The sequence below is a fragment of the Rhizobium albus genome (genome assembly GCA_030160035.1).
GTDB classification, from domain to species: Bacteria; Pseudomonadota; Alphaproteobacteria; order Rhizobiales; family Rhizobiaceae; genus Georhizobium; species Georhizobium albus.
This window is the reverse complement of sequence record BSNO01000003.1, coordinates 1,200,171-1,222,410: the sequence shown is the minus strand read 5'-3', so window position 1 is coordinate 1,222,410 and position 22,240 is coordinate 1,200,171. Positions and strand designations below refer to the sequence as shown.

The following is a 22,240-nucleotide window of genomic DNA, read 5'->3' as shown; positions in this document are numbered from 1 at the left end:
GCATCAGTTCGAGAGGGCGACATCGCCCGCGGACTGGATCGCGGCCGTATAGTTGTTCAAGAGATTTTCGACCGAAGCCGCCGTCACATCGAGGATCGGCATAGGATAGACGCCGAAGAAGATGACGAGCGCGACGAGCGGATAAAGGATGACCTTCTCGCGGCGGCTGAGGTCCAGCATCGCCTTCAGGCTCTCCTTCTCCAGCGCACCGAAGATGATGCGGCGATAGAGCCAGAGTGCATAGGCGGCCGATAGCACGACGCCGGTCGTGGCCAGGAGAGCGACCCAGGTGTTGACGCGGAAAATGCCGATCAGGGTCAGGAACTCGCCGACGAAGCCTGACGTGCCCGGCAGGCCGACATTGGCCATGGTGAAGACCATGAAGACCAGCGCGTATTTCGGCATGTTGTTGACGAGGCCGCCATAGGCCGCGATCTCGCGGGTATGCAGCCGGTCGTAGATCACGCCGACGCAGAGGAAGAGCGCGCCGGATACGAGGCCGTGCGACAGCATCTGGAAGATCGCGCCCTGAAGACCTTGCGCGTTGGCTGCGAAGATACCCATCGTGACGTAGCCCATATGGGCGACGGACGAGTAGGCGATCAGCTTCTTGATGTCTTCCTGCATCAGCGCTACCAGCGAGGTGTAGATGATGGCGATGACGGAGAGCGCAAAGACGAGCGGTGCGAAGTCGGCGGACGCCAGCGGGAACATGGCTAGCGAGAAGCGGATGAAGCCATAGCCGCCGAGTTTCAGCAGGATCGCCGCCAGAATGACCGAACCTGCGGTCGGCGCTTCGACGTGGGCATCCGGCAGCCAGGTGTGGACCGGCCACATCGGCATCTTCACGGCAAAGGACGCAAAGAACGCGATCCACAACCAGAACTGCATCTCTGCCGAGAAGTCATGGTTAAGCAGCAGCGGAATGTCCGTCGTGCCGGCGTCCCAGTACATCGCCATGATGGCGAGCAGCATCAGCAGCGAGCCGAGCAGCGTGTAGAGGAAGAACTTGAACGAGGCGTAGACGCGCCGCTTGCCGCCCCAGACACCGATGATGATGAACATCGGAATGAGGCCGGCTTCGAAGAAGATGTAGAAAAGAACGATATCGAGCGCGCAGAAGACGCCGATCATGAACGTTTCGAGCACGAGAAACGCGATCATGTATTCCTTGACGCGCTTCTCGACCCGCCAGCTGGCGAGAATGCAGATCGGCATCAGGAACGTGGTCAGGATGACGAACAGCATCGAGATGCCGTCGACGCCCATATGATAGGCAATGCCGCTACCCAGCCACTCGACCCGCTCCACCATCTGGAAGTTCGGCTCGGCGCTGTCGAAGTTGATCCAGATGAAGAGCGACAGCACGAAGGTGAAGCTCGTCGCCAGCAGTGCCACATTGCGGATATTGCGCCGGCCGATCTCGGAATCATCCCGGATCATCAGGATCAGCAGAGCACCGACCAGCGGAAGAAATGTGACCGTGGAAAGGATCGGCCAATCGGTCATCAGAAGGCACTCCCGAGCATCATCCAGGTGACGAGCGCAGCGACGCCGATCAGCATGACGAATGCGTAATGATAAAGGTAACCGGACTGGAGGCGGACCACGCGGCCCGTCACGTCCTGAACGCGCGCGGCGACGCCGTTCGGCCCGAAGCCGTCGATGACGCGCCCGTCGCCCTCCTTCCAGAGGAACCGGCCGAGCGCCTTGGACGAGCGCACGAACAGGAAGTCATAGAGTTCGTCGAAGTACCACTTGTTCAAAAGGAACTGGTAGAGCCCGCGATGCTGGGCGGCGAGTTCCTTCGGCGTTTCCGGCGAGCGGATATACATGTACCAGGCGGTCACGAGGCCGATGAGCATGGCCATGAAGGGGCTCAGCTTCACCCAGAACGGAACGTGGTGGAACTCCTCCAGGATCTGGTTGGTCGGCAGCGTGAACAGCGCGCCCTGCCAGAAGCCCTCGTAGTAATCGCCGAAGAATTGCTTGTGGAACAGGATGCCGGCCAGCAGAGCGCCAACCGCGAGGATATAGAGCGGCACCATCATGATCGCGGGCGATTCATGCACATGGTGCATGACGTCGGCCGAAGCACGTGGCTTGCCATGGAAGGTCATGAAGATCAGGCGCCAGGAATAGAAGCTCGTGAAGAGCGCGGCGATGACCAGCATGGTGAAGGCGAAGCCAGCAGCCGCATTCTCCGCGACGAAGGCGCTTTCGATGATCGCATCCTTGGAGAAGAAGCCGGCGGTGCCGAAATAGAGGCCCGGGATGCCGACGCCTGTCAGCGCGACCGTGCCGATGATCATCATCCAGTAGGTGCGCGGGATGTATATGCGCAGCCCGCCCATGCGGCGCATGTCCTGCTCGTCCGATACGGCATGGATGACCGAGCCGGCGCCGAGGAACAGCAGTGCCTTGAAGAAGGCGTGCGTGAAGAGGTGAAAGATCGCCGCGCCATAGGCGCCGATGCCGAGCGCCACGAACATGTAGCCGAGTTGCGAGCAGGTCGAATAGGCGATGACGCGCTTGATGTCGTTCTGGACCAGACCGACGGTGGCGGCGAAGAAGGCCGTGATCGCGCCAATGATGACGACGACCGTGCGCGCATCGATGCTGAGTTCGAAGATGGGCGACATGCGGGCGACAAGAAACACGCCTGCGGTAACCATGGTAGCTGCGTGGATGAGCGCCGATACCGGCGTTGGGCCTTCCATGGCGTCCGGCAGCCAGGTGTGCAGCAGGAACTGGGCGGATTTGCCCATGGCGCCCATGAAGAGCAGCAGGCAGGTGACGGTCAGCGCGTCGGCACGGGTCAGGCTGTAGCCGAGGAAGTTCAAGACGACTTCCATACCCGGGTCTGCACCCTCCACCGGCATGAAGTCGGCCGCACCGGCAAAGATCGTATCGAAGCTGATTGAGCCGAACAGGACGAAGACGCCGAAGATGCCGAGCGCGAAACCGAAATCGCCGACGCGGTTGACGATGAACGCTTTCATCGCAGCAGCCGTGGCTGTCGGCTTCTTGTACCAGAAGCCGATCAGCAAATAGGAGGCGAGACCGACGCCTTCCCATCCGAAGAACATCTGCAGCAGATTGTCAGACGTCACCAGCATCAGCATGGCGAAGGTGAAGAGCGACAGATAGGCAAAGAAGCGCGGCCGATGCGGATCGTGGTGCATGTAGCCGATCGAGTAGATGTGCACCAAGGCCGAGACGGTGTTGACGACAACCAGCATGACGGCCGTCAGCGTGTCGATGCGGAACGACCAGTCGACCGACATGGAGCCGGACTGGATCCACTGCAGCACGGGAACGCGGATGACGTCGGTGTCGCCATAGGCGACCGAAAAGAAGGCAATCCACGACAGAAACGCGGCAAAGACCAGGAAGCCGGAGGTGATGTACTCACAGGCCTTGGCGCCCAGCGAGCGGCCGAAGAGCCCGGCGATGATGGCGCCGATCAGCGGCAGGAAGACGATCGCGTGATACATGACGCAGGTCAGCCCTTCATCGTGTTGATGTCTTCAACCGCGATGGAGCCGCGGTTGCGGTAGAACGTGACGAGGATGGCGAGGCCGATGGCCGCTTCCGCCGCCGCGACCGTCAGGATGAACAGCGCAAAGACCTGGCCGACGATGTCGTTCAGGAAAGCGGAGAAGGCGACCAGGTTCAGGTTGACGGCGAGCAGGATCAGTTCGACCGACATGAGAATGACGATGACGTTCTTCCGGTTGAGGAAGATGCCGAAGACGCCGATCGTGAAGAGCAGCGCGCCGACCGTCAGATAGTGGGAAATCCCGATTTCCATGAGTCCCTAAACCCCTCGTAGCCCTCGTGGAAGGCTATAATAAAGCAATCAGACGCCCTGCCCCGGCTTGACCTTCACCACCTCGATCGAGTTGGCGGGGCCGCGGGCGACCTGGGCTGCGATGTCCTGGCGCTTGACGTTGTCACGCTGGCGCAGCGTCAGAACGATCGCACCGATCATCGCGACCAGAAGGATCAGGCCGGCGATCTGGAAGAAGTAGATGAAGTCCGTGTAGAGCACGTCGCCGAGCGCCTGCGTATTCTGGCGTTCGGTCAAAGGCGGGATTGCCATCGCGCCGGAACCGGCGATCTCGGGAGCGAACGTCGCCCCGCCGAGCACGATGATGAGCTCTGCCGCGAGGATCAGGCCGACCAGCGCACCGATCGGCGCATATTCCAGCACGCCCGAACGCAGCTGCGTGAAGTCCACGTCGAGCATCATGACGACGAAGAGGAAGAGGACCGCGACCGCGCCGACATAGACCACGAGCAGGATCATCGCGAGGAATTCGGCGCCCGTCAGCAGGAACAGGCCGGCCGAATTGAAGAAGGTCAGAATCAGGAACAGCACCGAGTGAACCGGATTGCGGGCCGAAATCACCATGAACGCCGATGCCACGGCGACGAAGGCGAAGAGATAGAAGAATACGGCCTGAAGACCCATCTGGCGTGCCTTTGTCTTCCCGAATGCCGCGCAGTCCCGAAAATTCGAAAGCGGCGCTCAAGAGTGTCTTTCGCAGGTGCGAGAGGCAGAACCTCGCGCGGTTCTCTTAGATCAGGGCCTTCGCCCCGTCTAGATCATCACCGGTACGGCGAATCCATCTTTATGTTGCGGGCGATTTCGCGCTCCCAGCGATCACCGTTCTCGAGCAGGCGATCCTTGTCGTAATAAAGCTCTTCACGCGTCTCGGTGGCGAACTCGAAATTGGGCCCTTCGACGATGGCGTCTACCGGGCAGGCTTCCTGGCAGAAGCCGCAATAGATGCACTTCACCATATCGATGTCGTAGCGCACCGTGCGGCGGGTGCCGTCGTTGCGGCGTGGGCCGGCCTCGATGGTGATCGCCTGTGCCGGGCAGATCGCTTCGCAGAGCTTGCAGGCAATGCAGCGTTCCTCGCCGTTCGGATAGCGGCGCAGGGCATGCTCACCGCGAAAACGCGGGCTGACAGGGCCTTTCTCGAACGGGTAGTTCACGGTTGCCTTCGGCGCGAAGAAGTAGCGCATCGACAGGAAGAACGCGCCGACGAATTCCTTGAGAAACAGCGATTTAGCGGCTTGAGCAAGAGCCATGGCTTTTCAACCTCTCCCGGCCGATCAGGCGGACCAGCCGGTCAGTTTGAGAACGAATGCGGTGATGACGACCATTGCGAGCGAGATCGGCAGGAAAACCTTCCAGCCAAGACGCATCAGCTGATCGTAGCGGTAACGGGGCACAAAGGCCTTCACCATGGCGAACATGAAGAAGACCATGCACATCTTGAGAACGAACCAGACGACGCCCGGGACCCAACTAATGAGCCAGAAATCGACAGGGGGAAGCCAGCCGCCCAGAAACAGGATCGTCGTCAGGGCGCACATCAGGACGATTGCGGCGTATTCGCCGAGCATGAACATCATGTACGGCGTGGAGCCATATTCCACCATAAAGCCCGCAACGAGTTCCGATTCGGCTTCCGGCAGGTCGAAAGGCGGCCGGTTCGTCTCGGCGAGCGCCGAGATGAAGAAGATGATGAACATCGGGAACAGCGCGAGCCAGTGCCAATCGAGGAAGGAATTTGGCAGGCCGACCATCGTGCCGAGACCGTCACGCTGCGACAGGACGATGTCCGTCAAGCTGAGCGACCCGACGCAGAGAAGAACGGTGACGATGACGAAGCCGATGGAGACTTCGTAGGAGACCATTTGCGCAGCCGAGCGCAGCGCACCGAGGAACGGGTATTTCGAGTTCGATGCCCAGCCGCCCATGATCACGCCGTACACCTCGAGCGAGGAGATGGCGAAGACATAGAGGATGCCGACATTGATCGAGGCGATCGCCCAGTTCTCGTTGATCGGGATGACGGCCCAGGCGGCAAGCGCCAGCGTCACGGAGACGAGCGGGGCCAGAAGGAAGATGCCTTTGTTGGCGCCGGACGGGATGACCGGCTCCTTGAGGACGAATTTCAGAAGGTCGGCGAAAGACTGCAGCAGCCCCCAGGGACCGACGACGTTCGGGCCGCGGCGCATCTGCACGGCCGCCCAGATCTTGCGGTCGGCGTAGAGCACATAGGCGATGAACACCAAGAGCGCGACCAGAAGCAGGAGCGACTGACCGAGAATAATCAAGGCCGGCCAGGCGTAAGTTGCGAAAAATCCGTCCATCATCGTCCCCCTCGGCGGCTATTCGGCTGCGACTTTGACGTCGCCGCGCGCAAGCGCCGAGCATTCGGCCATGACCGCTGAAGCGCGGGCAATCGGGTTGGTCAGGTAGAAATCCGTCACCGGCGAGCGGAACGGGGTCTTGTCGAAATTGCTGCCAGCCTTGCGGCCGCGAATGCCGGACACAACGCCGACCGCGATCTCGTCGATCGCTGCGAAATGCGGGTGGGCGGCGTAGAGATGCGCACGCAGCTGCGGCAGCGAATCGAACGGCAGCTTGTGGCCCAGCACGTCCGACAGCGCACGCAGGATCGCCCAGTCTTCCTTGGCGTCGCCAGGCGCGAAACCGGCGCGCGATGCCATCTGCACGCGGCCTTCCGTGTTCACATAGGTGCCGGACTTTTCGGTATAGGCCGAGCCCGGCAGGATGACATCCGCCTGATGGGCGCCATTGTCGCCATGGGTGCCGATATAAACCGTGAAGCCGGCATTGCGGGCCGTGAAATCCAGTTCGTCCGCACCCAGAAGGAAGAGCACGTCGGTGTCGCCGAGCATCTCCGCGGCATTCTTGCCGCCCTGTCCCGGCACGAAGCCGAGGTCGAGAGCGCCGACGCGGGCTGCAGCCGTGTGGAGCACGCCGAAACCGTTCCAATCTTCGCTGACAACGCCGACGGCATCGGCAAGCGCCAGCACGCTGTCGAGTACCGCCGCGCCATCGGTGCGGGCCAGAGCGCCCTGCCCGACAATGATCATCGGCCGCTCAGCGTCCTGCAGTACCTTGAAGAAGTCACCCGAGCCATCGACGAGGCCGGCGAGCGTATCGGTGCCGGCGCCAAGATAGGTGTACTCGTAGCGAAGGTCAGCCTCTTCACCGATCACGCCGACGGGGAAGTTTTCCATCCGCCAGCGCTTGCGGATGCGGGCATTCAGGACCGAAGCCTCGAAGCGCGGATTGGCGCCGATGATCAGCAGCGCATCGGCATCTTCAATGCCTTCGATTGTCGGATTGAAAATGTAGGAGGCACGGCCAAGCGACGGATCAAGCGCTGCACCGTCCTGGCGACAGTCCATATTGGTGGAGCCGAGCTTCTCCATGAGAAGCTTCAGCGCGTAGATTTCCTCGACCGCTGCCAGATCGCCGGCAATCGCGCCGATCCGGTCGGCCGATGTTGCGGAAACCTGCGCCTTGATCGCCGCAAAGGCTTCGCCCCAGCTTGCCGGCTGGAGACGGCCGTCGCGCTTCACATAGGGACGATCGAGGCGCTGCGTGCGCAGGCCATCCCAGATGAAGCGGGTCTTGTCGGAGATCCACTCTTCGTTGATCGCCTCATTGATGCGCGGCATGATGCGCATGACTTCGCGGCCGCGCGTATCGACGCGGATCGCGGAGCCGCAGGCGTCCATGACATCGATCGACTCGGTCTTGCCGAGTTCCCAAGGACGCGCCTGGAATGCGTAGGGCTTGGACGTCAGCGCCCCGACCGGGCACAGGTCGATGACGTTGCCCTGAAGTTCCGACGTCATCGCGTGTTCGAGATAGGTGGTGATCTCGGCATCCTCGCCGCGACCGACAAGGCCGAGCTCGGAAATCCCGGCGACTTCGGTCGTGAAGCGAACGCAGCGCGTGCAGTGAATGCAGCGGTTCATGATCGTCTTGACGAGCGGGCCGATATATTTGTCTTCGACGGCGCGCTTGTTTTCGTAGAACCGCGAATTGTCCATGCCGAAGGCCATGGCCTGGTCCTGCAGGTCGCATTCGCCACCCTGGTCGCAGATCGGGCAATCGAGCGGGTGGTTGATGAGGAGGAACTCCATCACCCCTTCGCGCGCCTTCTTCACCATCGGCGTGGTGGTGAAGACTTCCGGCAATTCGCCGTTGGGGCCAGGACGCATGTCGCGCACGCCCATGGCGCAGGAAGCCGCCGGCTTCGGCGGGCCGCCCTTCACCTCGACCAGGCACATGCGGCAATTGCCGGCGATCGAAAGTCGCTCATGGAAGCAGAATCGCGGAACCTCGGCGCCGGCTTCCTCACACGCCTGCAACAGCGTGTAGTGATCCGGAACCTCGATCTCTCTTCCGTCGATTTTCAACCTAGCCATTCTCAGTCCTCATGCGGCCGATGCCGCGTGTCTTTGAACCGCATCGGCGGCCGGCCCGGCTTTCGCATCGGACGGGCCGCCAGTGCAACCTATTTCTTGGCAAATCCCGCCGCTTGGCCGATCCAATCATCCCGGCCGATGCGGCCTTTCAACTGAAGATGATCCTCGACCCAGGCGATTTCCTTGTCGCTCCATGCGGCGATCTGCGCGAACGACCAGACGCCGAGCTTGTTCAGCACTTCTTCCACCTTCGGGCCGATCCCGGAAATCGTCTTCAGATCGTCCGGGCTTGCAGGCTTGGCGATGGAGGCCGGTGCAACCATCATCGCCTCTGCAGCCTTCACGGCGTCCGTCTGGACCTTGGCGACGGCTTCGACGGTCGCGTTCGCCGCCTTCTGCATCGATTTGGCCGCAACGGGCTCGGCCGACCGCACAGAAGCGGCCGAAGCCGATTTCACTGCCTTCTCGACAACAGCCGTGCTCGAGGCAGCCGCGTCTTTCACAGACTTCTCCGCCTTGCGCGCAACCTTGGTCGCAGCTTCAGCGGTCTTCGTGGCCGTCTTGACGCTTTCGGCCACCGTCTTCTCGACAGCCTTCGAGGCTTTTTCCGTCTGCTTTACCGCATCGTCGACAATCTTGGTGCCGGCATTGGTCATGGCTTCGACATCGGCAGACTTCAATGCAGTTTTCGCATCGAAGGTCATTGGCGCGACAGGCAGACCGAACCGGCGGGATGCTTCCATCGCGCCCTGCACGGAGCCGAAGAAGATGCCCATCATCTGGCTTGCCGCGCCCATGCCGATGGCGCTTGCCGCAACCGCTGCAGCCGTCGGGTGTGTCATCAACGGCGACATCATGCGCGAAGCCGGCATGGCCTTCGCCATGTCCGTCATCATCTGCTGCATGTCGGCAACCGGCTTCATCATGTCTTCCGGGCTCATTCCAAAGGGAGATGCTGCTTGCGACATCGGAGTTCTCCTTGCTGTCGTCATGACGTCATGGGTCCCAGTGAGACGTTTCCTCTAGATCAGTCTTTGTGCCGCGGCTTATTCGGCCGCTTGCAGTGTCGTGTTGCGGGTCGAATCGGCCCGGTAGGTGTAGGCTTCAATGCGCTTTTCCATTTCTGGACGGAAATGGCGGATCAGGCCCTGGATCGGCCATGCGGCAGCGTCGCCGAGCGCACAGATCGTATGGCCTTCGACTTGCTTCGTCACATCGAAGAGCATGTCGATTTCGCGCTTCTGGGCGCGGCCTTCGACCATGCGTTCCATCACGCGCCACATCCAGCCCGTGCCTTCACGGCAGGGCGTGCACTGGCCGCAGCTCTCATGCTTGTAGAAGGCCGAGAGACGCGCGATCGCCTTGATGATGTCGGTCGACTTGTCCATCACGATGACCGCTGCCGTACCGAGACCGGACTTCAGATCGCGCAGCGAATCGAAATCCATCGGACAATCGATGATCTGGTCGGCCGGGACCACGGGTACGGACGAGCCACCGGGGATGACCGCCAGCAGATTTTCCCAGCCACCGCGAATGCCGCCGCAATGCTTGTCGATCAGTTCGCGAAATGGGATCGACATGGCTTCTTCGACGGTGCACGGCGTGTTGACGTGGCCGGATACGCAAAAAAGCTTGGTGCCCGTGTTGTTCGGCCGGCCGATGCCGGCGAACCAAGCACCACCGCGACGCAGGATGGTGGGTGCAACGGCGATCGACTCGACGTTGTTGACGGTCGTCGGGCAGCCGTAGAGGCCAACATTCGCCGGGAACGGCGGCTTCAGGCGCGGCTGGCCCTTCTTGCCTTCGAGGCTTTCGAGAAGCGCCGTCTCTTCACCGCAAATATAGGCGCCGGCGCCGTGGTGGAGGTAGAGATCGAAATCCCATCCGCACTTGTTGCCGGTGCCGAGAAGGCCGGCGTCGTAGCATTCGTCGATCGCGGTCTGCAGGGCTTCGCGTTCGCGCATATATTCGCCGCGCAGATAGATGTAGCCGACATGGGCGCCCATCGCGAAACCGGCAATCACGCAGCCTTCGATCAGCGTGTGCGGATCGTTGCGCATGATGTCCCGGTCCTTGCAGGTACCGGGCTCGGATTCGTCGGCGTTGACGACCAGATAATGCGGACGGCCGTCGCTCTCTTTCGGCATGAAGGACCATTTCAGGCCGGTCGGGAAGCCCGCGCCGCCGCGGCCGCGCAGACCCGACGCCTTCATCTCGGAAATCACCCAGTCACGCCCATTGGCGATCAGGATATCGGTTCCGTCCCAGTGGCCGCGCTGCATCGCGCCCTTCAGGGACTTGTCCTTCAAACCGTAGATATTGGTAAAGATGCGGTCTTCGTCTTTCAGCATCGTCCATACCTTCCTTATCGCGGCTTCCGGCCGAAGACGCGGACATATTCCGCCTCGCCACCCCGGGCGAGTGCCTCGGCCTGGCGCACCCAGTCGTCGCGCTCGATGCGACCGGAGAATTTGAGGTAGTCGTCGACCCAGGCCCGCTCCGCCGGCGTCAGGCTTGCGACGCGCTCATAGGTCCAGATCCCCAGATCGTTCAGCTTCGCTTCGATCCTTGGACCGATACCGGAAATGAGCTTGAGATCGTCCGGCTCTGCCGGCTTTTCCGCAGGCGCCGGCTTGTCCGCATCATTGACCGGAGTCGAGCGCACTGAGGCCGTGGCAGCAGGCGCATCGGTGCGATCGCCGCCGGTTCGGCCGCTTGCCGCCGGGGCCGCGTCGGCTTCGACATTTTTCGGATCGGCCGGCTCGCCACCGGCTTCGTCCTTGGTCTTCGATGGGCCACCGGGGCCCTTGGCTTCCTGCGGCCTTGCAACAGTCGGATCGGCTTCGAGCGGCACGCCCTTCTGCGCAGGACGGCCTTTTTCGACGGCCTCTTCTCCACCAGAGGCGCCCTCAGGCGCCGACGGCTTCACGGCGCGCTCGGCGACATCCCGATCGGCGACACGCTGCATCGCGTCCTCGTCGAGCAGAGTGGTCGCCCCGCCGAGCGGCGCCGAAAGATGACGGCCGTTCTGTGGACCGGGCGTCACCGAAGCACCCTCGCCCGCATCGAACTTGTCAATGATGTCGGCGAGCTGCTCGGGCGTCAGGTCCTCATAGGCATCCTTGAAGATCATCACCATCGGCGCGTTCACGCAGGCGCCCTGACACTCGACTTCTTCCCAGGAGAGCGTGCCCGTCGCGTTGGTGTGAAACGGCTGCGCATGGATCTTCTCGCGGCAGACGCGCATCAGATCTTCCGAGCCGCGCAACATGCAAGGCGTCGTCCCGCAGACCTGGACATGGGCGCGGGTGCCGACCGGCTTGAGCTGGAACTGGGTGTAGAAGGTCGCCACTTCGAGCGCGCGGATATAGGGCATCGACAGCATGTCGGCGATGCCTTCGATCGCGGCCTTGGTGACCCAGCCTTCCTGCTCCTGCGCCCGCATCAGAAGCGGGATGATGGCCGACTGCTGGCGCCCCTCGGGATATTTGCGGATGGTCGCTTCGGCCCAGTCGGCGTTTTCCGCATTGAAGGCGAAGGCCGGGGGTTGAACATGGTCTTCAGCAAGACGACGCACGGACATTTCGCAATTGCCTCTCTAGTCGATTTCGCCACAGCGCGAATTCGACAGCGTCACGAATTCGCAAGCATAGGCGGAGCCTTCCTTCTGCAGGAAGACGACGAATCTGTTTCCGGTCGGCGATGACGCCTTGATCTCGTAGCCTTCGGCGACCAGAGCGCCCATCGAGCGGGAACCGGATGATACCGCACCCGAAGGACCGCCGAGCGAGCTCGATGGATTGGCTGTCTGGGCCGCGGCCGGCGACGCTGCCAGACCCAGCACCAGGAGCGCGACCAGCCTCAGCATCAGCGATCAACCTCGCCGAACACGATATCAAGCGAGCCGAGGATCGCCGACACGTCGGCCAATTGGTGACCACGGCAAATGAAGTCCATCGCCTGAAGATGCGCATAGCCGGGTGCGCGGATCTTGCAGCGATAGGGGCGGTTCGTGCCGTCGGATACGAGATAGACGCCGAATTCGCCCTTGGGCGCTTCAACGGCGGCGTAGACCTCGCCTTCCGGTACGCGATAGCCCTCGGTGTAGAGCTTGAAGTGGTGAATGAGAGCTTCCATCGAGCGCTTCATCTCGCCCCTCTTCGGCGCAACGATCTTGCCGTCGCGCGAGGAGACCGGGCCGATCTTGTCCTTGCCGAGCAGGCGCTCTACGCACTGCTTCATGATGCGGGCCGACTGGCGCATCTCTTCCATGCGGATGAGATAGCGGTCATAGCAGTCGCCGTTCTTGCCGATCGGAATATCGAACTCGAAATCCGAATAGCACTCATAGGGCTGCGAGCGGCGCAGATCCCAAGCGGCGCCCGAGCCGCGCACCATGACGCCCGAAAAGCCCCAGGCCCAGCATTCGTCGAGCGTCACGACGCCGATATCGGCGTTGCGCTGCTTGAAGATGCGGTTCTCCGTCAGAAGCTCGTCGATGTCGTCGACCGTCCTGAGGAACGGATCGCACCATTTGCCGATGTCCTCGACGAGCTGTTCCGGCAGGTCCTGATGGACGCCGCCCGGTCGCACATAGGCGGCGTGCATACGCGAGCCGGACGCCCGCTCGTAGAACACCATCAGCTTTTCGCGCTCTTCGAAGCCCCAGAGCGGTGGCGTCAGCGCACCGACGTCCATGGCCTGCGTGGTCACGTTCAGAAGGTGCGAGAGGATGCGACCGATCTCGGAATAGAGAACGCGGATCAGCTGGCCGCGAATCGGCACCTCGACGCCTGCAAGACGTTCCACGGCAAGCGCGAAGGCATGCTCCTGGTTCATCGGCGCGACATAGTCGAGACGATCAAAATACGGGATCGCCTGCGTGTAGGTCTTGTGCTCGATCAGCTTTTCGGTGCCGCGGTGCAGGAGCCCGATATGCGGATCGACGCGCTCGACGATTTCGCCGTCAAGCTCCAGCACGAGGCGCAGAACGCCGTGCGCGGCCGGATGCTGCGGGCCGAAATTGATGTTGAAGTTGCGGACGTTGTGTTCGGTCATGACCTACTGGCTCTTCTTTTCGTCGCCGGGCAGCACGTAGTCGGTGCCTTCCCATGGCGAGAGGAAGTCGAAGTCGCGATATTCCTGGCGCAGTTCCACCGGATCGTAGACGACGCGCTTGACCTCGTCGTCGTAACGCACCTCGACGAAGCCCGTCAGCGGAAAATCCTTGCGCAGCGGATGGCCCTCGAAACCGTAGTCGGTGAGGATGCGGCGCAGGTCAGGATGGCCGGTGAACAGGATGCCGTAAAGATCGTAGGCCTCGCGCTCAAACCAGTCTGCACCGGGATAGACGCCGCACAGCGACGGCACCGGCACGTCCTCGCCCGTCATGAGCTTCAGACGGATGCGCAGGTTCTGGCGCGGGGACAGGAGATGATAGACCACGTCGAAACGCTCGGCCCTGCCCGGCCAGTCGACGCCGCAGATGTCGATGAAATTCACGAACTGGCACTGCGGATCGTCGCGCAGGAACGTCGCCAGCTCGATCAATCCGGATGGCTGCACGTGCAGTGTCAGCTCGCCGAACGCGATTGTCGCGTCGGTGACGAGAGCCCCACGCTCTTCACGAATGTAGGCCGCAAGCTCTTTCAGCCCGGCGCTCGTAACAGCAATATCCAACCGTTTTCTCCACAAAGGGAAGCGGTCGCCCAGCCCAGCGCCGGACGCCGCGGCAAGCGTCAGCGCTCGATGGTACCCGTGCGCCGGATTTTCTTCTGCAGCAGCATGACGCCGTAAAGCAGGGCTTCGGCGGTCGGCGGGCAGCCCGGGACGTAGATATCGACGGGCACGACGCGGTCGCAGCCGCGCACCACAGAATAGGAATAGTGGTAGTAACCGCCGCCGTTAGCGCAGGAGCCCATGGAAATCACGTAGCGCGGCTCCGGCATCTGGTCGTAGACCTTGCGCAGCGCCGGCGCCATCTTATTGGTCAGCGTGCCGGCCACGATCATGACGTCGGACTGGCGCGGGCTCGCGCGCGGTGCAAAGCCGAAACGCTCGGCGTCATAGCGCGGCATCGACATCTGCATCATCTCGACGGCGCAGCAGGCAAGCCCGAACGTCATCCACATGAGCGAGCCCGTGCGTGCCCATTTGATCAGTTCGTCGGTCGAGGTGACGAGAAAACCGCGATCGGCCAGTTCGTTGTTGATCTCACCAAAAAACGCGTCGTCATGACCGATCGGCTTGCCGGTATTCGGATCGATGATACCTGACGAAGCCGGAGCTACCATGGTGGCGCCGCCCTGTGCCGCCGGGCGCTGCGGGTACGCTACTGCCATTCGAGCGCTCCCTTCTTCCATTCATAGATAAAGCCGACGGTCAGCACGACAAGGAAGCTCATCATCGACCAGAAACCGATCCAGCCGATTTCATTGAAGGACACCGCCCACGGGAAAAGGAAGGCCACTTCGAGGTCGAAGATGATGAAGAGGATCGCCACGAGGTAGAATCGGATGTCGAACTTCATGCGGGCGTCGTCGAACGCGTTGAAGCCGCATTCGTAAGCCGACAGCTTTTCCTGGTCCGGCGCGCGATAGGCGACGAGAAATGGCGCCAGGAGCAGCGCGCATCCGATGAAAAGCGAAAGCCCCAGGAAGATGGCGATGGGGACGTAGGAACCGAGAAGTTCGTTCATGATGGCTGCCTCTTGCTTCCGAGGCATCCTCAAAGGTCGCGCGAGACGGCCAAGATGCCCAATCGTTCGGAAGCAGGTCATGTTGCAATGCGGTGTCTGACTATCGCACGGGGACACGCGAAGCAAGGGCGAACGCCGCCAATTCAACCCGCGATGTCGTCTTGATGACGGGCGAGTGGCCCGCTCCACGAGACGTCGTTGTCAACCATGCGCAAATGGTACCGCCAAGCGCCCAATGGTGCGCGACGCCCAACCACCAGCAGCGATAAAAGAAAAGCGATGTGCGTACTCACACGAGGCGTGAGCGCCACTTTCCAACATTCTGAAATTTCAGAGGAAAGTGGCGCGAGTGACGGGGCTCGAACCCGCGACCTCCGGCGTGACAGGCCGGCACTCTAACCAACTGAGCTACACCCGCATCCATGAAGCAAAGCAGTGACCGCGTTTTGTGTGGGCCGCGCTTCGTTCGTGGCGGCTGAATAGGACCTTGCTTCGGGGCTGTCAAGCGCAGGTTGGACGAAATACGACAATTGCACGACGCCAATTTTCCACCGGCCATCTCTCCCCATGGCTCTGCACAATCGGCGCGTTTTTCTCTTGCACTGCCCATCCAAAACGCCTAGATGGACGCCCGTACCGCCGGTCACCGTTACCGGCCGGGGGCGATTAGCTCAGTTGGTAGAGCGCCTCGTTTACACCGAGGATGTCGGCAGTTCGAGCCTGTCATCGCCCACCATCCCCCCTTCTCTTTTTTGCTGCGTTGCTCGTCATCTGTTAGCCGCGATCACTTCTGCTCGTACGCGTGCGGCCAACTGCCGTTCAGCTTTTCGGCCATTGACGATGTTCCTTATTTGTTCCACTTCTCGACCATGCCCCGCCCGATCCGAACGCTTGAAGATGCCGCGCGCCATGGCCTTTATATTCAGGCCGAGTGCCTTCCCTGCGACCGGAAGGCGCTGTTTTTCTCGTTGGATCTGACCCAGTTCGTTCATCCGAGTCGGGCGATCCAGAACGTGCCCTTTCGGTGCAAGCAATGCGGGTCGCGCCGGCTGAAGACCTATGTGGTGGAACGCGATAACGAACGCATTCGCGAAGCGGTCGTCTGGCGGCCGATGCGGATGAAATGGTGAGTCGGTGGGTCTCGCCGTGACTAAAAAGCTCAGGCGGGCCTCCATCTGCGGCCGGGGTTGCCGCAGAACGATATGCCCGACATCCTGCCACGCCCTCGTGGTTCGACAGGCTCACCATGAGGGCTGAGCGGGATTCCGCCGGACAACCTCATGGTCGGTTGAAGGCTGATTCCATCTCGCGGCGAGTGCGGACGGCCTGGCTGTTCTCGATCGCCACATCGGCCCATGTGACGACTGCGCCAGCGGCGACGTCGCGGGTGAGTTTCACGCCGTGGGCGAGACCGATCGGAAGCGCGCCGAAAGCAAGCGAGCGCTCGGCCGGCATGAGTTTGCCCCACACCGTATAGCCACCCTCCCCGTCGAGCATCTCGCCGGCCTTCAAGGCGCGCTTTGAAACGGCGGCGACGTCGGCTGAGAAGCTCACCGGCTCGCCGGTCGGCTCGTTGCGCAGCGCGGCGGACGCAACGCTGACGGGAAGTTCGAGCCCAATCAGATGGGATGGTCGGTAGAGCGAGGCGTAACGGCCGGACCGGTCAGTCGCGACCTGATATTCCTTGAAGCAGCGCCTCGCATAGTCACCGCGTGCGCCCTCGTCCTCGGCCTCGAAGGTCACGTAGACGCCCCAGCGCAGATCGCCGACGACATGGCGGCCATCGCGCTCCTCGCTCGAGATTACCTCGACCATGCCGCTCTTTTCCAAAAGTCCGCCTTGGGCGCGCGGCTTCAGGATCTCGGCGAGATCGTGAACCCCGCAAGGCGGGAAAGAAAGGCCGTCTTCAGGCGCAGCCAAGCCCGTCGCGTTGGCGATGGCCGCCATCTCGATTGCGGATTTCGTGCCGTCGATGAAGGAATTGAACATTTGCGGGTTCATGCCGCCCTTGGCAGCATCTTCCGGCGTGATTCCATAATAGCCCCATACGGTGTCGGGCGTGGAGCGGCTGTATTCGGGCAGATATTTGGTGCCCTTGCCGGCAGCCACGACCCGGAAGCCGCAGGTGCGGGCCCAGTCCACCATTTCGCAGACGAGCGCCGGCTGGTCGCCATAGGCCATGGCGTAGACAAGCCCGGCGCGGCGGAACCGCTCGGCCAGCAGAGGGCCGGCAAGCACGTCCGCCTCGACATTGACCATGACGATGTGGCGGCCATGCTCGGCGGCAAGCAGCGCGTGCCGCACGCCGGCTGCGGGATTGCCGGTCGCATCGACCACCACATCCAGCCCATCGGCCTTAATCAGCGCTTCCGTATCCTGGGTAATCATCGTGCGGCCGGAGGACCGGGCATCATCGAAGGATCGAGCGATCGCCGAATCGGCATCCCAACCGGTTGCCTCAAGCGCCTTGCGGGCACGCTCGGCCGACAGGTCCGCGATGCCCATCAAATGCATGCCGGGGATGGTTCGAACCTGCGACAAAAACATCGAGCCGAATTTTCCCGACCCGATGAGGCCGACGCGAACGGGCCGGCCCTCCTCTGCCCTGCGGCAGAGCTTGGCGTATAGGTTCATGATTGTCCTCCCCGGACGTTTTGAAGTTACTCGGCCGCCTCCAGCGTCCGTGCGGCGACAAGGCCGGCAGGCTTCGGCCCACCATGGGCCCAGTCCAGAAGCTCGACCGTATGGATGACGGGAATGGCCGTGCCGCTTGCGATCTGGGTGATGCAGCCGATGTTGCCGGTCGCCACCACATCCGGCCGTGTTTTCTCGATATTGGCGATCTTGCGCGTCTTCAATCGGGCCGAAATTTCCGGCTGCATGATGTTGTAGGTGCCGGCCGACCCGCAGCACAGATGTCCTTCGGGCGGATCTTTCACAATGAACCCAGCGGCCTTCAGAAGGTCTTTCGGCTGGCGCGTGATCTTCTGGCCGTGCTGCATGGAGCAGGCCGAATGATAAGCCACCGTCAGCGGCTCGGGTGCCGCAACCGCGGGGATCGCCAGCGTCATCAGATATTCGGTGATGTCCTTGGTCCGCTCCGAAACGATTCGCGCCTTTTCCGAATAGGCCGGATCGAGCCGGAGCATGTAGCCGTAATCCTTGATCGTCGTGCCGCAGCCGGATGCGGTGATGATGATCGCGTCGAGACCCCGCTCGATCTCACGTGTCCAGACATCGACATTGCGCCTTGCCGATTCGAGCGCCGCTTCCTCGCGGCCCATATGATGGACCAGCGCGCCGCAACAGCCTTCGCCTTCCGGCACCACGACCTCGATGCCGAGGCGCGTTAGAAGCCGGATGGTCGCTTCGTTGATGGACGGTTTCAGGACCGGCTGGGCGCATCCGGTAAGAATCGCCACGCGGCCACGGCGGGTGCCGGTGGCGGCCCGCGCGCCCGGCTCTGCGGACTTCGATTTGGCGGGCACCGACGAGGGGGCCAGGCGCAGCATGGCGGCAAAGGGCTTCAGCGGCTTCACCGAATCGAAGAGCGGCGCCAGCGGCCGGCCGAGCCGCGCCGCGTTCAGCGCCAGCCGGAAACGCGCGGGATACGGCAGCACGGCAGCGAGCACCTGGCGCGTCAGCCTGTTCATCAGCGGCCGCTTGTAGGTCTTCTCGATGTGGACGCGGGCATGATCGACGAGGTGCATGTAATTCACGCCCGAGGGGCACGTCGTCATGCAGGCAAGGCACGAGAGACAACGATCGATATGCGTCACGATCTCCTTGTCGGCCGGCCGGTCGTTTTCCAGCATGTCCTTGATCAGGTAGATCCGTCCGCGCGGGCTATCGAGCTCGTTGCCGAGCGTCACATAGGTCGGGCACGTCGCGGTGCAGAAGCCGCAATGAACGCATTTGCGCAGGATCTTTTCCGATTCGGCGACGCCGGGATCGGCAAGCTGGGCGGCGGAGAAATTCGTTTCCAAAGCAGCGAATCCTAGAAAAGCCAGCTCTGCGGATTGGGCATCGGATCCTCGCGCGATGCTTTCTGCAGGCCGGCGATGATGCGAACGATTGCCCAGATCGCGACGAGGATCATCAGCAGGAAGCCGATCGCGACGAGCGCCAGGATCGAGCTGATGATGGTGTAGAGAACGCCGATCCAGAAGGTGCGGATCGCCCAGGTGTAATGCGTCTCAGCCCAGGGCTGTGCGGTGCCGCGGCTCATATAGGCCATGATCAGTCCGACGAACGCGGTGACGCCGACAATGGCGCTGACAAGATAGAGGCCGTAGATCAACATGATGTTGTTCTTGCCGGGCTCGAACCAGCCACCGCCATTGGGTGTGCTGCCGCCGGGCTGTGGCGCCCTTGGACCTTCCTCGTGCAAGCTCATCGACGTGTGCCTTTCAATATTTGTCGCTCACGCGGGCTCGGGCGCCTTCAGCGCGGCCATGCGACCGGGATTGAGGATGCCGATCGGGTCGAACTCGGCCTTGAGACGTGCAGACAGAGCCGCCAGCGGACCGGGCTGCGGTTCGAACACGTCCACCGAACGGCGCAATTCCGGCGCAGCGCGCACCAGCGTCGCGTGGCCTCCGCCGACTGCGCGGATCGCCTGGCGCAGGCCGACCGCATCGGCGCCCGCCTCCATGCGCAGCCAGACAAGCCCACCCTGCCAGTCGTAGAAGGCGTCGATCCCGGCCTTGAGCCGCAACGCTGCCACCAGCGCATGGCCTTCCATCGGCGCGACGGAAACGCGCCAGACAGGCCTCATCGTGCCATCGGCAAAGGGCTTCACATCTCGGACTTCCTGCCAGAGCTGGCGTGACAGGGCGTCATCGAGCCTTTCGGTCGGCCCGAATGGCGCCAGCAGCTGTGCGAGCCTTTCAAAACGATAGTCGACCGACGGACCGAAGCCTTCGAGCCGCAGCACGGTCGCCGCACGCGGCAGCTGACCGTCGATGAAACGACCCTTCACGCTTTCCGGCAGATGGGCAGCGCTCGCCACCTCGCCGCTCGATCCCATGGCGAGCGACATCGCGGCCGTCGCGTCGCTGTCGGTCAGCCCGAACAACACCAAGGTCGCTTCGGTTTGCGCGCGCGGCAACACCTTCATGGTCACTTCGGTCAGCACGGCAAGGGTTCCCCAGGAACCTGCAAGGCCCTTGGAAAGGTCGTAACCGGTAACGTTCTTCACGACGCGGCCGCCCGATTTGACGATCTCGCCCCGCCCGGTGACGCAGCGGATGCCGAGCACATGATCGCGCGCCGCTCCCGCCTTCAGCCGCCGTGGCCCGGCGAGATTGGCCGCCAGCATGCCGCCGATCGTGCCCCTGCCCGGCTCTTCACCGAGAAGCGGCCCGTAATCCATCGGCTCGAATTCGAAACGCTGGTTGTTTTCGGCAAGCAACGCTTCCAGTTCGGCAAGCGGCGTCCCGGCGAAGGCGGCCAGCACCAGCTCGTCGGGCTCGTAAAGCGTCACGTCCTTGAGGTCGGCAAGCGACAGCGTTTCCGCCGTTTGCATCGGCCGGCCGATCGCGCGCTTGGACCCGTGGCCGACGATTTCGAGCGGCGTCTTTTCAGCGGCGGCCCAGGCAACGGCGTCGCGCACCTGGTCTTCGGTCGTGGGGCGAAGATGAGGATCGCCGCTTGTCATAGTCACCTGTCCGGCTGCCATCATCAAAACCGCGGAATGTCTGGAAACGGCATTGCGCCGGCATGGATGTGCATGCGGCCGAGTTCGGCGCAGCGACGCAATTGCGGGAAGACCTTGCCGGGATTCAGCAGATGCTTCTCGTCGAAGGCGCACTTGACCCGCATCTGCTGATCCAGATCGATCTCGTTGAACATCTCCGGCATCAGATCCCGCTTCTCGACGCCGACGCCGTGCTCACCGGTCAAGACGCCGCCGACTTTCACGCAAAGCCGCAGGATATCGGCCCCGAACGCTTCCGCAGCGGCCAGTTCGCCCGGCTTGTTGGCATCGTAGAGAATAAGAGGATGGAGATTGCCGTCGCCGGCGTGGAAGACATTGGCGACGCGAAGGCCGTGGATCTCCGAGAGCTCCCGCATGCCGGCCAGAACGCGCGGCAGTTCTTTCCGCGGGATCGTTCCATCCATGCAAAGGTAGTCGGGCGAGATGCGGCCGACCGATGGGAAGGCGGCTTTTCGGCCTGCCCAGAAGGTGGCGCGTTCTTCCTCGCTCTTCGACACGCGGATCGTCGTCGCGCCGTTTCGAAGCGCCAGTGCCTCGACTTCGGCAAGCAGGAAATCGACTTCGGCTTCGGGACCATCCAGCTCCACGATCAGCAGCGCTTCGACATCCAGCGGGTAATCGGCGTGCACGAAGTCTTCGGCTGCGTGGATCGCCGGCCGGTCCATCATCTCCATGCCGCCGGGGATGATACCCGCAGCAATGATGTCCGCCACGCATTGGCCGGCGGTTTCGGAGGTCGGGAAGCCGATCAGCGCTGCGCGCGCCGTCTCCGGCTTTTGCAGAATGCGCACGGTGATTTCCGTGACCACGCCGAGCAGACCTTCGGAGCCGGTCATCAGGGCCAGCAGGTCATAGCCCTCGGAATCGAGATGCTTACCGCCGAGCCGGACTATGTCTCCATTGATCAGAACGACTTCGAGGCCGAGCACGTTGTTGGTGGTCAGCCCGTATTTCAGGCTGTGCACGCCACCGGAATTTTCGGCGATGTTGCCGCCAATGGAACATGCGATCTGCGACGATGGGTCCGGCGCATAATAGAAGCCTTCGTCCTGAACCGCGTGTGTGATGCCGAGATTGGTGACGCCTGGCTGCACGACGACCGCGCGGTTGGCGTAATCGATGTCCAGAACGCGATTGAAGCGCGACATGACCAGAAGCACGGCGTCGGCAAGCGGCAACGCACCGCCGGACAGCGACGTGCCCGAACCGCGCGGAACGACGCGAATGCCGTTCTTGTGGCAATAGCGCAGCACGCGGCTCACCTGCTCCACGGTCTCCGGCAGGACGACGACGAGCGGCATCTGTCGGTAAGCCGTCAGCGCATCGGTCTCGAAGGCGCGCATCTCGTTGGTGGCATCGACCACGCCCTCGCCCGGCACGATATCGCGCAGATCGGCAACGATGCTCTTGCGGCGCGCCAGGACGTCCGCATCCGGCTCCGGCATCTTGAGCATGGGTGATCTCCCGTTTAGCTTCCCGCGTGTGGTCTATTTTGTTTACCAGACAATCCAGGGCATCCGCAATCGGCCGCAAGGATGCTTTCGCGCGAA

The 22,240-nt window shown here is 62.3% G+C and carries 21 protein-coding genes and 2 tRNA genes; 1 reads left to right on the top strand and 22 read right to left on the bottom strand.

The window, feature by feature from the left end; genetic code table 11:
• Positions 1-3: 3 nt before the first annotated feature.
• From QQL76_RS13535 to QQL76_RS13460, 16 genes are all read right to left on the bottom strand, one after another.
• Positions 4-1,509, bottom strand: a complete 1,506-nt coding sequence (locus QQL76_RS13535) for an NADH-quinone oxidoreductase subunit M (protein WP_126010652.1) — start codon at positions 1,507-1,509, stop codon at positions 4-6.
• The gene (gene nuoL / locus QQL76_RS13530; protein WP_499208079.1) at positions 1,509-3,497 is read right to left on the bottom strand and encodes an NADH-quinone oxidoreductase subunit L; all 1,989 of its coding nucleotides are present in this window, start codon (positions 3,495-3,497) and stop codon (positions 1,509-1,511) included. Before nuoL ends, QQL76_RS13535 begins: the two co-directional genes overlap by 1 nt.
• An 8-nt stretch (positions 3,498-3,505) precedes the next feature.
• Positions 3,506-3,814 carry an NADH-quinone oxidoreductase subunit NuoK gene (gene nuoK, locus QQL76_RS13525; RefSeq protein ID WP_126010654.1) on the bottom strand — a complete coding sequence of 103 codons (309 nt, stop codon included), beginning with the start codon at positions 3,812-3,814 and terminating at the stop codon, positions 3,506-3,508.
• 48 nt (positions 3,815-3,862) lie between these two features.
• Positions 3,863-4,477 (bottom strand): NADH-quinone oxidoreductase subunit J, encoded by a 615-nt coding sequence (locus tag QQL76_RS13520; protein WP_126010655.1) that lies wholly within the window; start codon positions 4,475-4,477, stop codon positions 3,863-3,865.
• Positions 4,478-4,614: 137 nt separating this feature from the next.
• Complete coding sequence (nuoI, locus tag QQL76_RS13515; protein WP_126010656.1) at positions 4,615-5,103, bottom strand: NADH-quinone oxidoreductase subunit NuoI; 489 nt, start codon at positions 5,101-5,103, stop codon at positions 4,615-4,617.
• Positions 5,104-5,127: 24 nt separating this feature from the next.
• Positions 5,128-6,174: an NADH-quinone oxidoreductase subunit H gene (nuoH, locus tag QQL76_RS13510; RefSeq protein WP_499208078.1), complete on the bottom strand. Its 1,047-nt coding sequence runs from the start codon at positions 6,172-6,174 to the stop codon at positions 5,128-5,130.
• A gap of 18 nt (positions 6,175-6,192) precedes the next feature.
• On the bottom strand, positions 6,193-8,271 hold the full coding sequence (gene nuoG / locus QQL76_RS13505; RefSeq protein WP_499208077.1) for an NADH-quinone oxidoreductase subunit G family protein: 2,079 nt from the start codon (positions 8,269-8,271) through the stop codon (positions 6,193-6,195).
• 89 nt (positions 8,272-8,360) lie between these two features.
• Positions 8,361-9,239 carry an NADH-quinone oxidoreductase subunit E gene (locus tag QQL76_RS13500; protein ID WP_499208076.1) on the bottom strand — a complete coding sequence of 293 codons (879 nt, stop codon included), beginning with the start codon at positions 9,237-9,239 and terminating at the stop codon, positions 8,361-8,363.
• 78 nt (positions 9,240-9,317) lie between these two features.
• Positions 9,318-10,625, bottom strand: a complete 1,308-nt coding sequence (gene nuoF / locus QQL76_RS13495) for an NADH-quinone oxidoreductase subunit NuoF (protein ID WP_499208075.1) — start codon at positions 10,623-10,625, stop codon at positions 9,318-9,320.
• A 14-nt stretch (positions 10,626-10,639) separates the two neighbouring features.
• Positions 10,640-11,857: an NADH-quinone oxidoreductase subunit E gene (locus QQL76_RS13490; protein ID WP_499208074.1), complete on the bottom strand. Its 1,218-nt coding sequence runs from the start codon at positions 11,855-11,857 to the stop codon at positions 10,640-10,642.
• Between the two features lie 15 nt (positions 11,858-11,872).
• Entirely contained in the window at positions 11,873-12,139 is a 267-nt protein-coding gene (locus QQL76_RS13485; protein ID WP_499208378.1) for a hypothetical protein, read from the bottom strand.
• 2 nt (positions 12,140-12,141) lie between these two features.
• Positions 12,142-13,332, bottom strand: coding sequence for an NADH-quinone oxidoreductase subunit D (locus QQL76_RS13480; protein ID WP_499208073.1), 1,191 nt, complete (start codon positions 13,330-13,332; stop codon positions 12,142-12,144).
• A gap of 3 nt (positions 13,333-13,335) precedes the next feature.
• On the bottom strand, positions 13,336-13,947 hold the full coding sequence (locus QQL76_RS13475; RefSeq protein ID WP_499208377.1) for an NADH-quinone oxidoreductase subunit C: 612 nt from the start codon (positions 13,945-13,947) through the stop codon (positions 13,336-13,338).
• A gap of 65 nt (positions 13,948-14,012) precedes the next feature.
• A complete protein-coding gene (locus QQL76_RS13470; protein ID WP_164528007.1) occupies positions 14,013-14,567 on the bottom strand; it encodes a NuoB/complex I 20 kDa subunit family protein in 555 nt (184 codons plus the stop codon).
• A gap of 38 nt (positions 14,568-14,605) precedes the next feature.
• Complete coding sequence (locus QQL76_RS13465; RefSeq protein ID WP_499208072.1) at positions 14,606-14,971, bottom strand: NADH-quinone oxidoreductase subunit A; 366 nt, start codon at positions 14,969-14,971, stop codon at positions 14,606-14,608.
• Between the two features lie 341 nt (positions 14,972-15,312).
• Positions 15,313-15,389: transfer RNA gene (locus QQL76_RS13460), tRNA-Asp, on the bottom strand.
• Between the two features lie 242 nt (positions 15,390-15,631).
• Between QQL76_RS13460 and QQL76_RS13455 the strand changes: the two genes are divergently transcribed.
• Positions 15,632-15,707: transfer RNA gene (locus QQL76_RS13455), tRNA-Val, on the top strand.
• 31 nt (positions 15,708-15,738) lie between these two features.
• On the opposite strand, the gene QQL76_RS13450 is transcribed toward QQL76_RS13455, so the two are convergent.
• From QQL76_RS13450 to QQL76_RS13425, 6 genes are all read right to left on the bottom strand, one after another.
• Positions 15,739-15,963: a hypothetical protein gene (locus QQL76_RS13450; RefSeq protein WP_499208071.1), complete on the bottom strand. Its 225-nt coding sequence runs from the start codon at positions 15,961-15,963 to the stop codon at positions 15,739-15,741.
• A 286-nt stretch (positions 15,964-16,249) separates the two neighbouring features.
• Positions 16,250-17,605, bottom strand: coding sequence for an NAD(P)H-dependent oxidoreductase (locus tag QQL76_RS13445; RefSeq protein ID WP_499208070.1), 1,356 nt, complete (start codon positions 17,603-17,605; stop codon positions 16,250-16,252).
• Positions 17,606-17,631: 26 nt separating this feature from the next.
• On the bottom strand, positions 17,632-18,957 hold the full coding sequence (glcF, locus tag QQL76_RS13440; protein WP_499208069.1) for a (Fe-S)-binding protein: 1,326 nt from the start codon (positions 18,955-18,957) through the stop codon (positions 17,632-17,634).
• 11 nt (positions 18,958-18,968) lie between these two features.
• Positions 18,969-19,367, bottom strand: coding sequence for a DUF4870 family protein (locus QQL76_RS13435; protein WP_499208068.1), 399 nt, complete (start codon positions 19,365-19,367; stop codon positions 18,969-18,971).
• Between the two features lie 27 nt (positions 19,368-19,394).
• Entirely contained in the window at positions 19,395-20,630 is a 1,236-nt protein-coding gene (gene glcE, locus QQL76_RS13430; protein ID WP_499208376.1) for a glycolate oxidase subunit GlcE family protein, read from the bottom strand.
• A gap of 23 nt (positions 20,631-20,653) precedes the next feature.
• A complete protein-coding gene (locus tag QQL76_RS13425; RefSeq protein WP_499208067.1) occupies positions 20,654-22,144 on the bottom strand; it encodes an FAD-binding oxidoreductase in 1,491 nt (496 codons plus the stop codon).
• Positions 22,145-22,240: the final 96 nt, after the last annotated feature.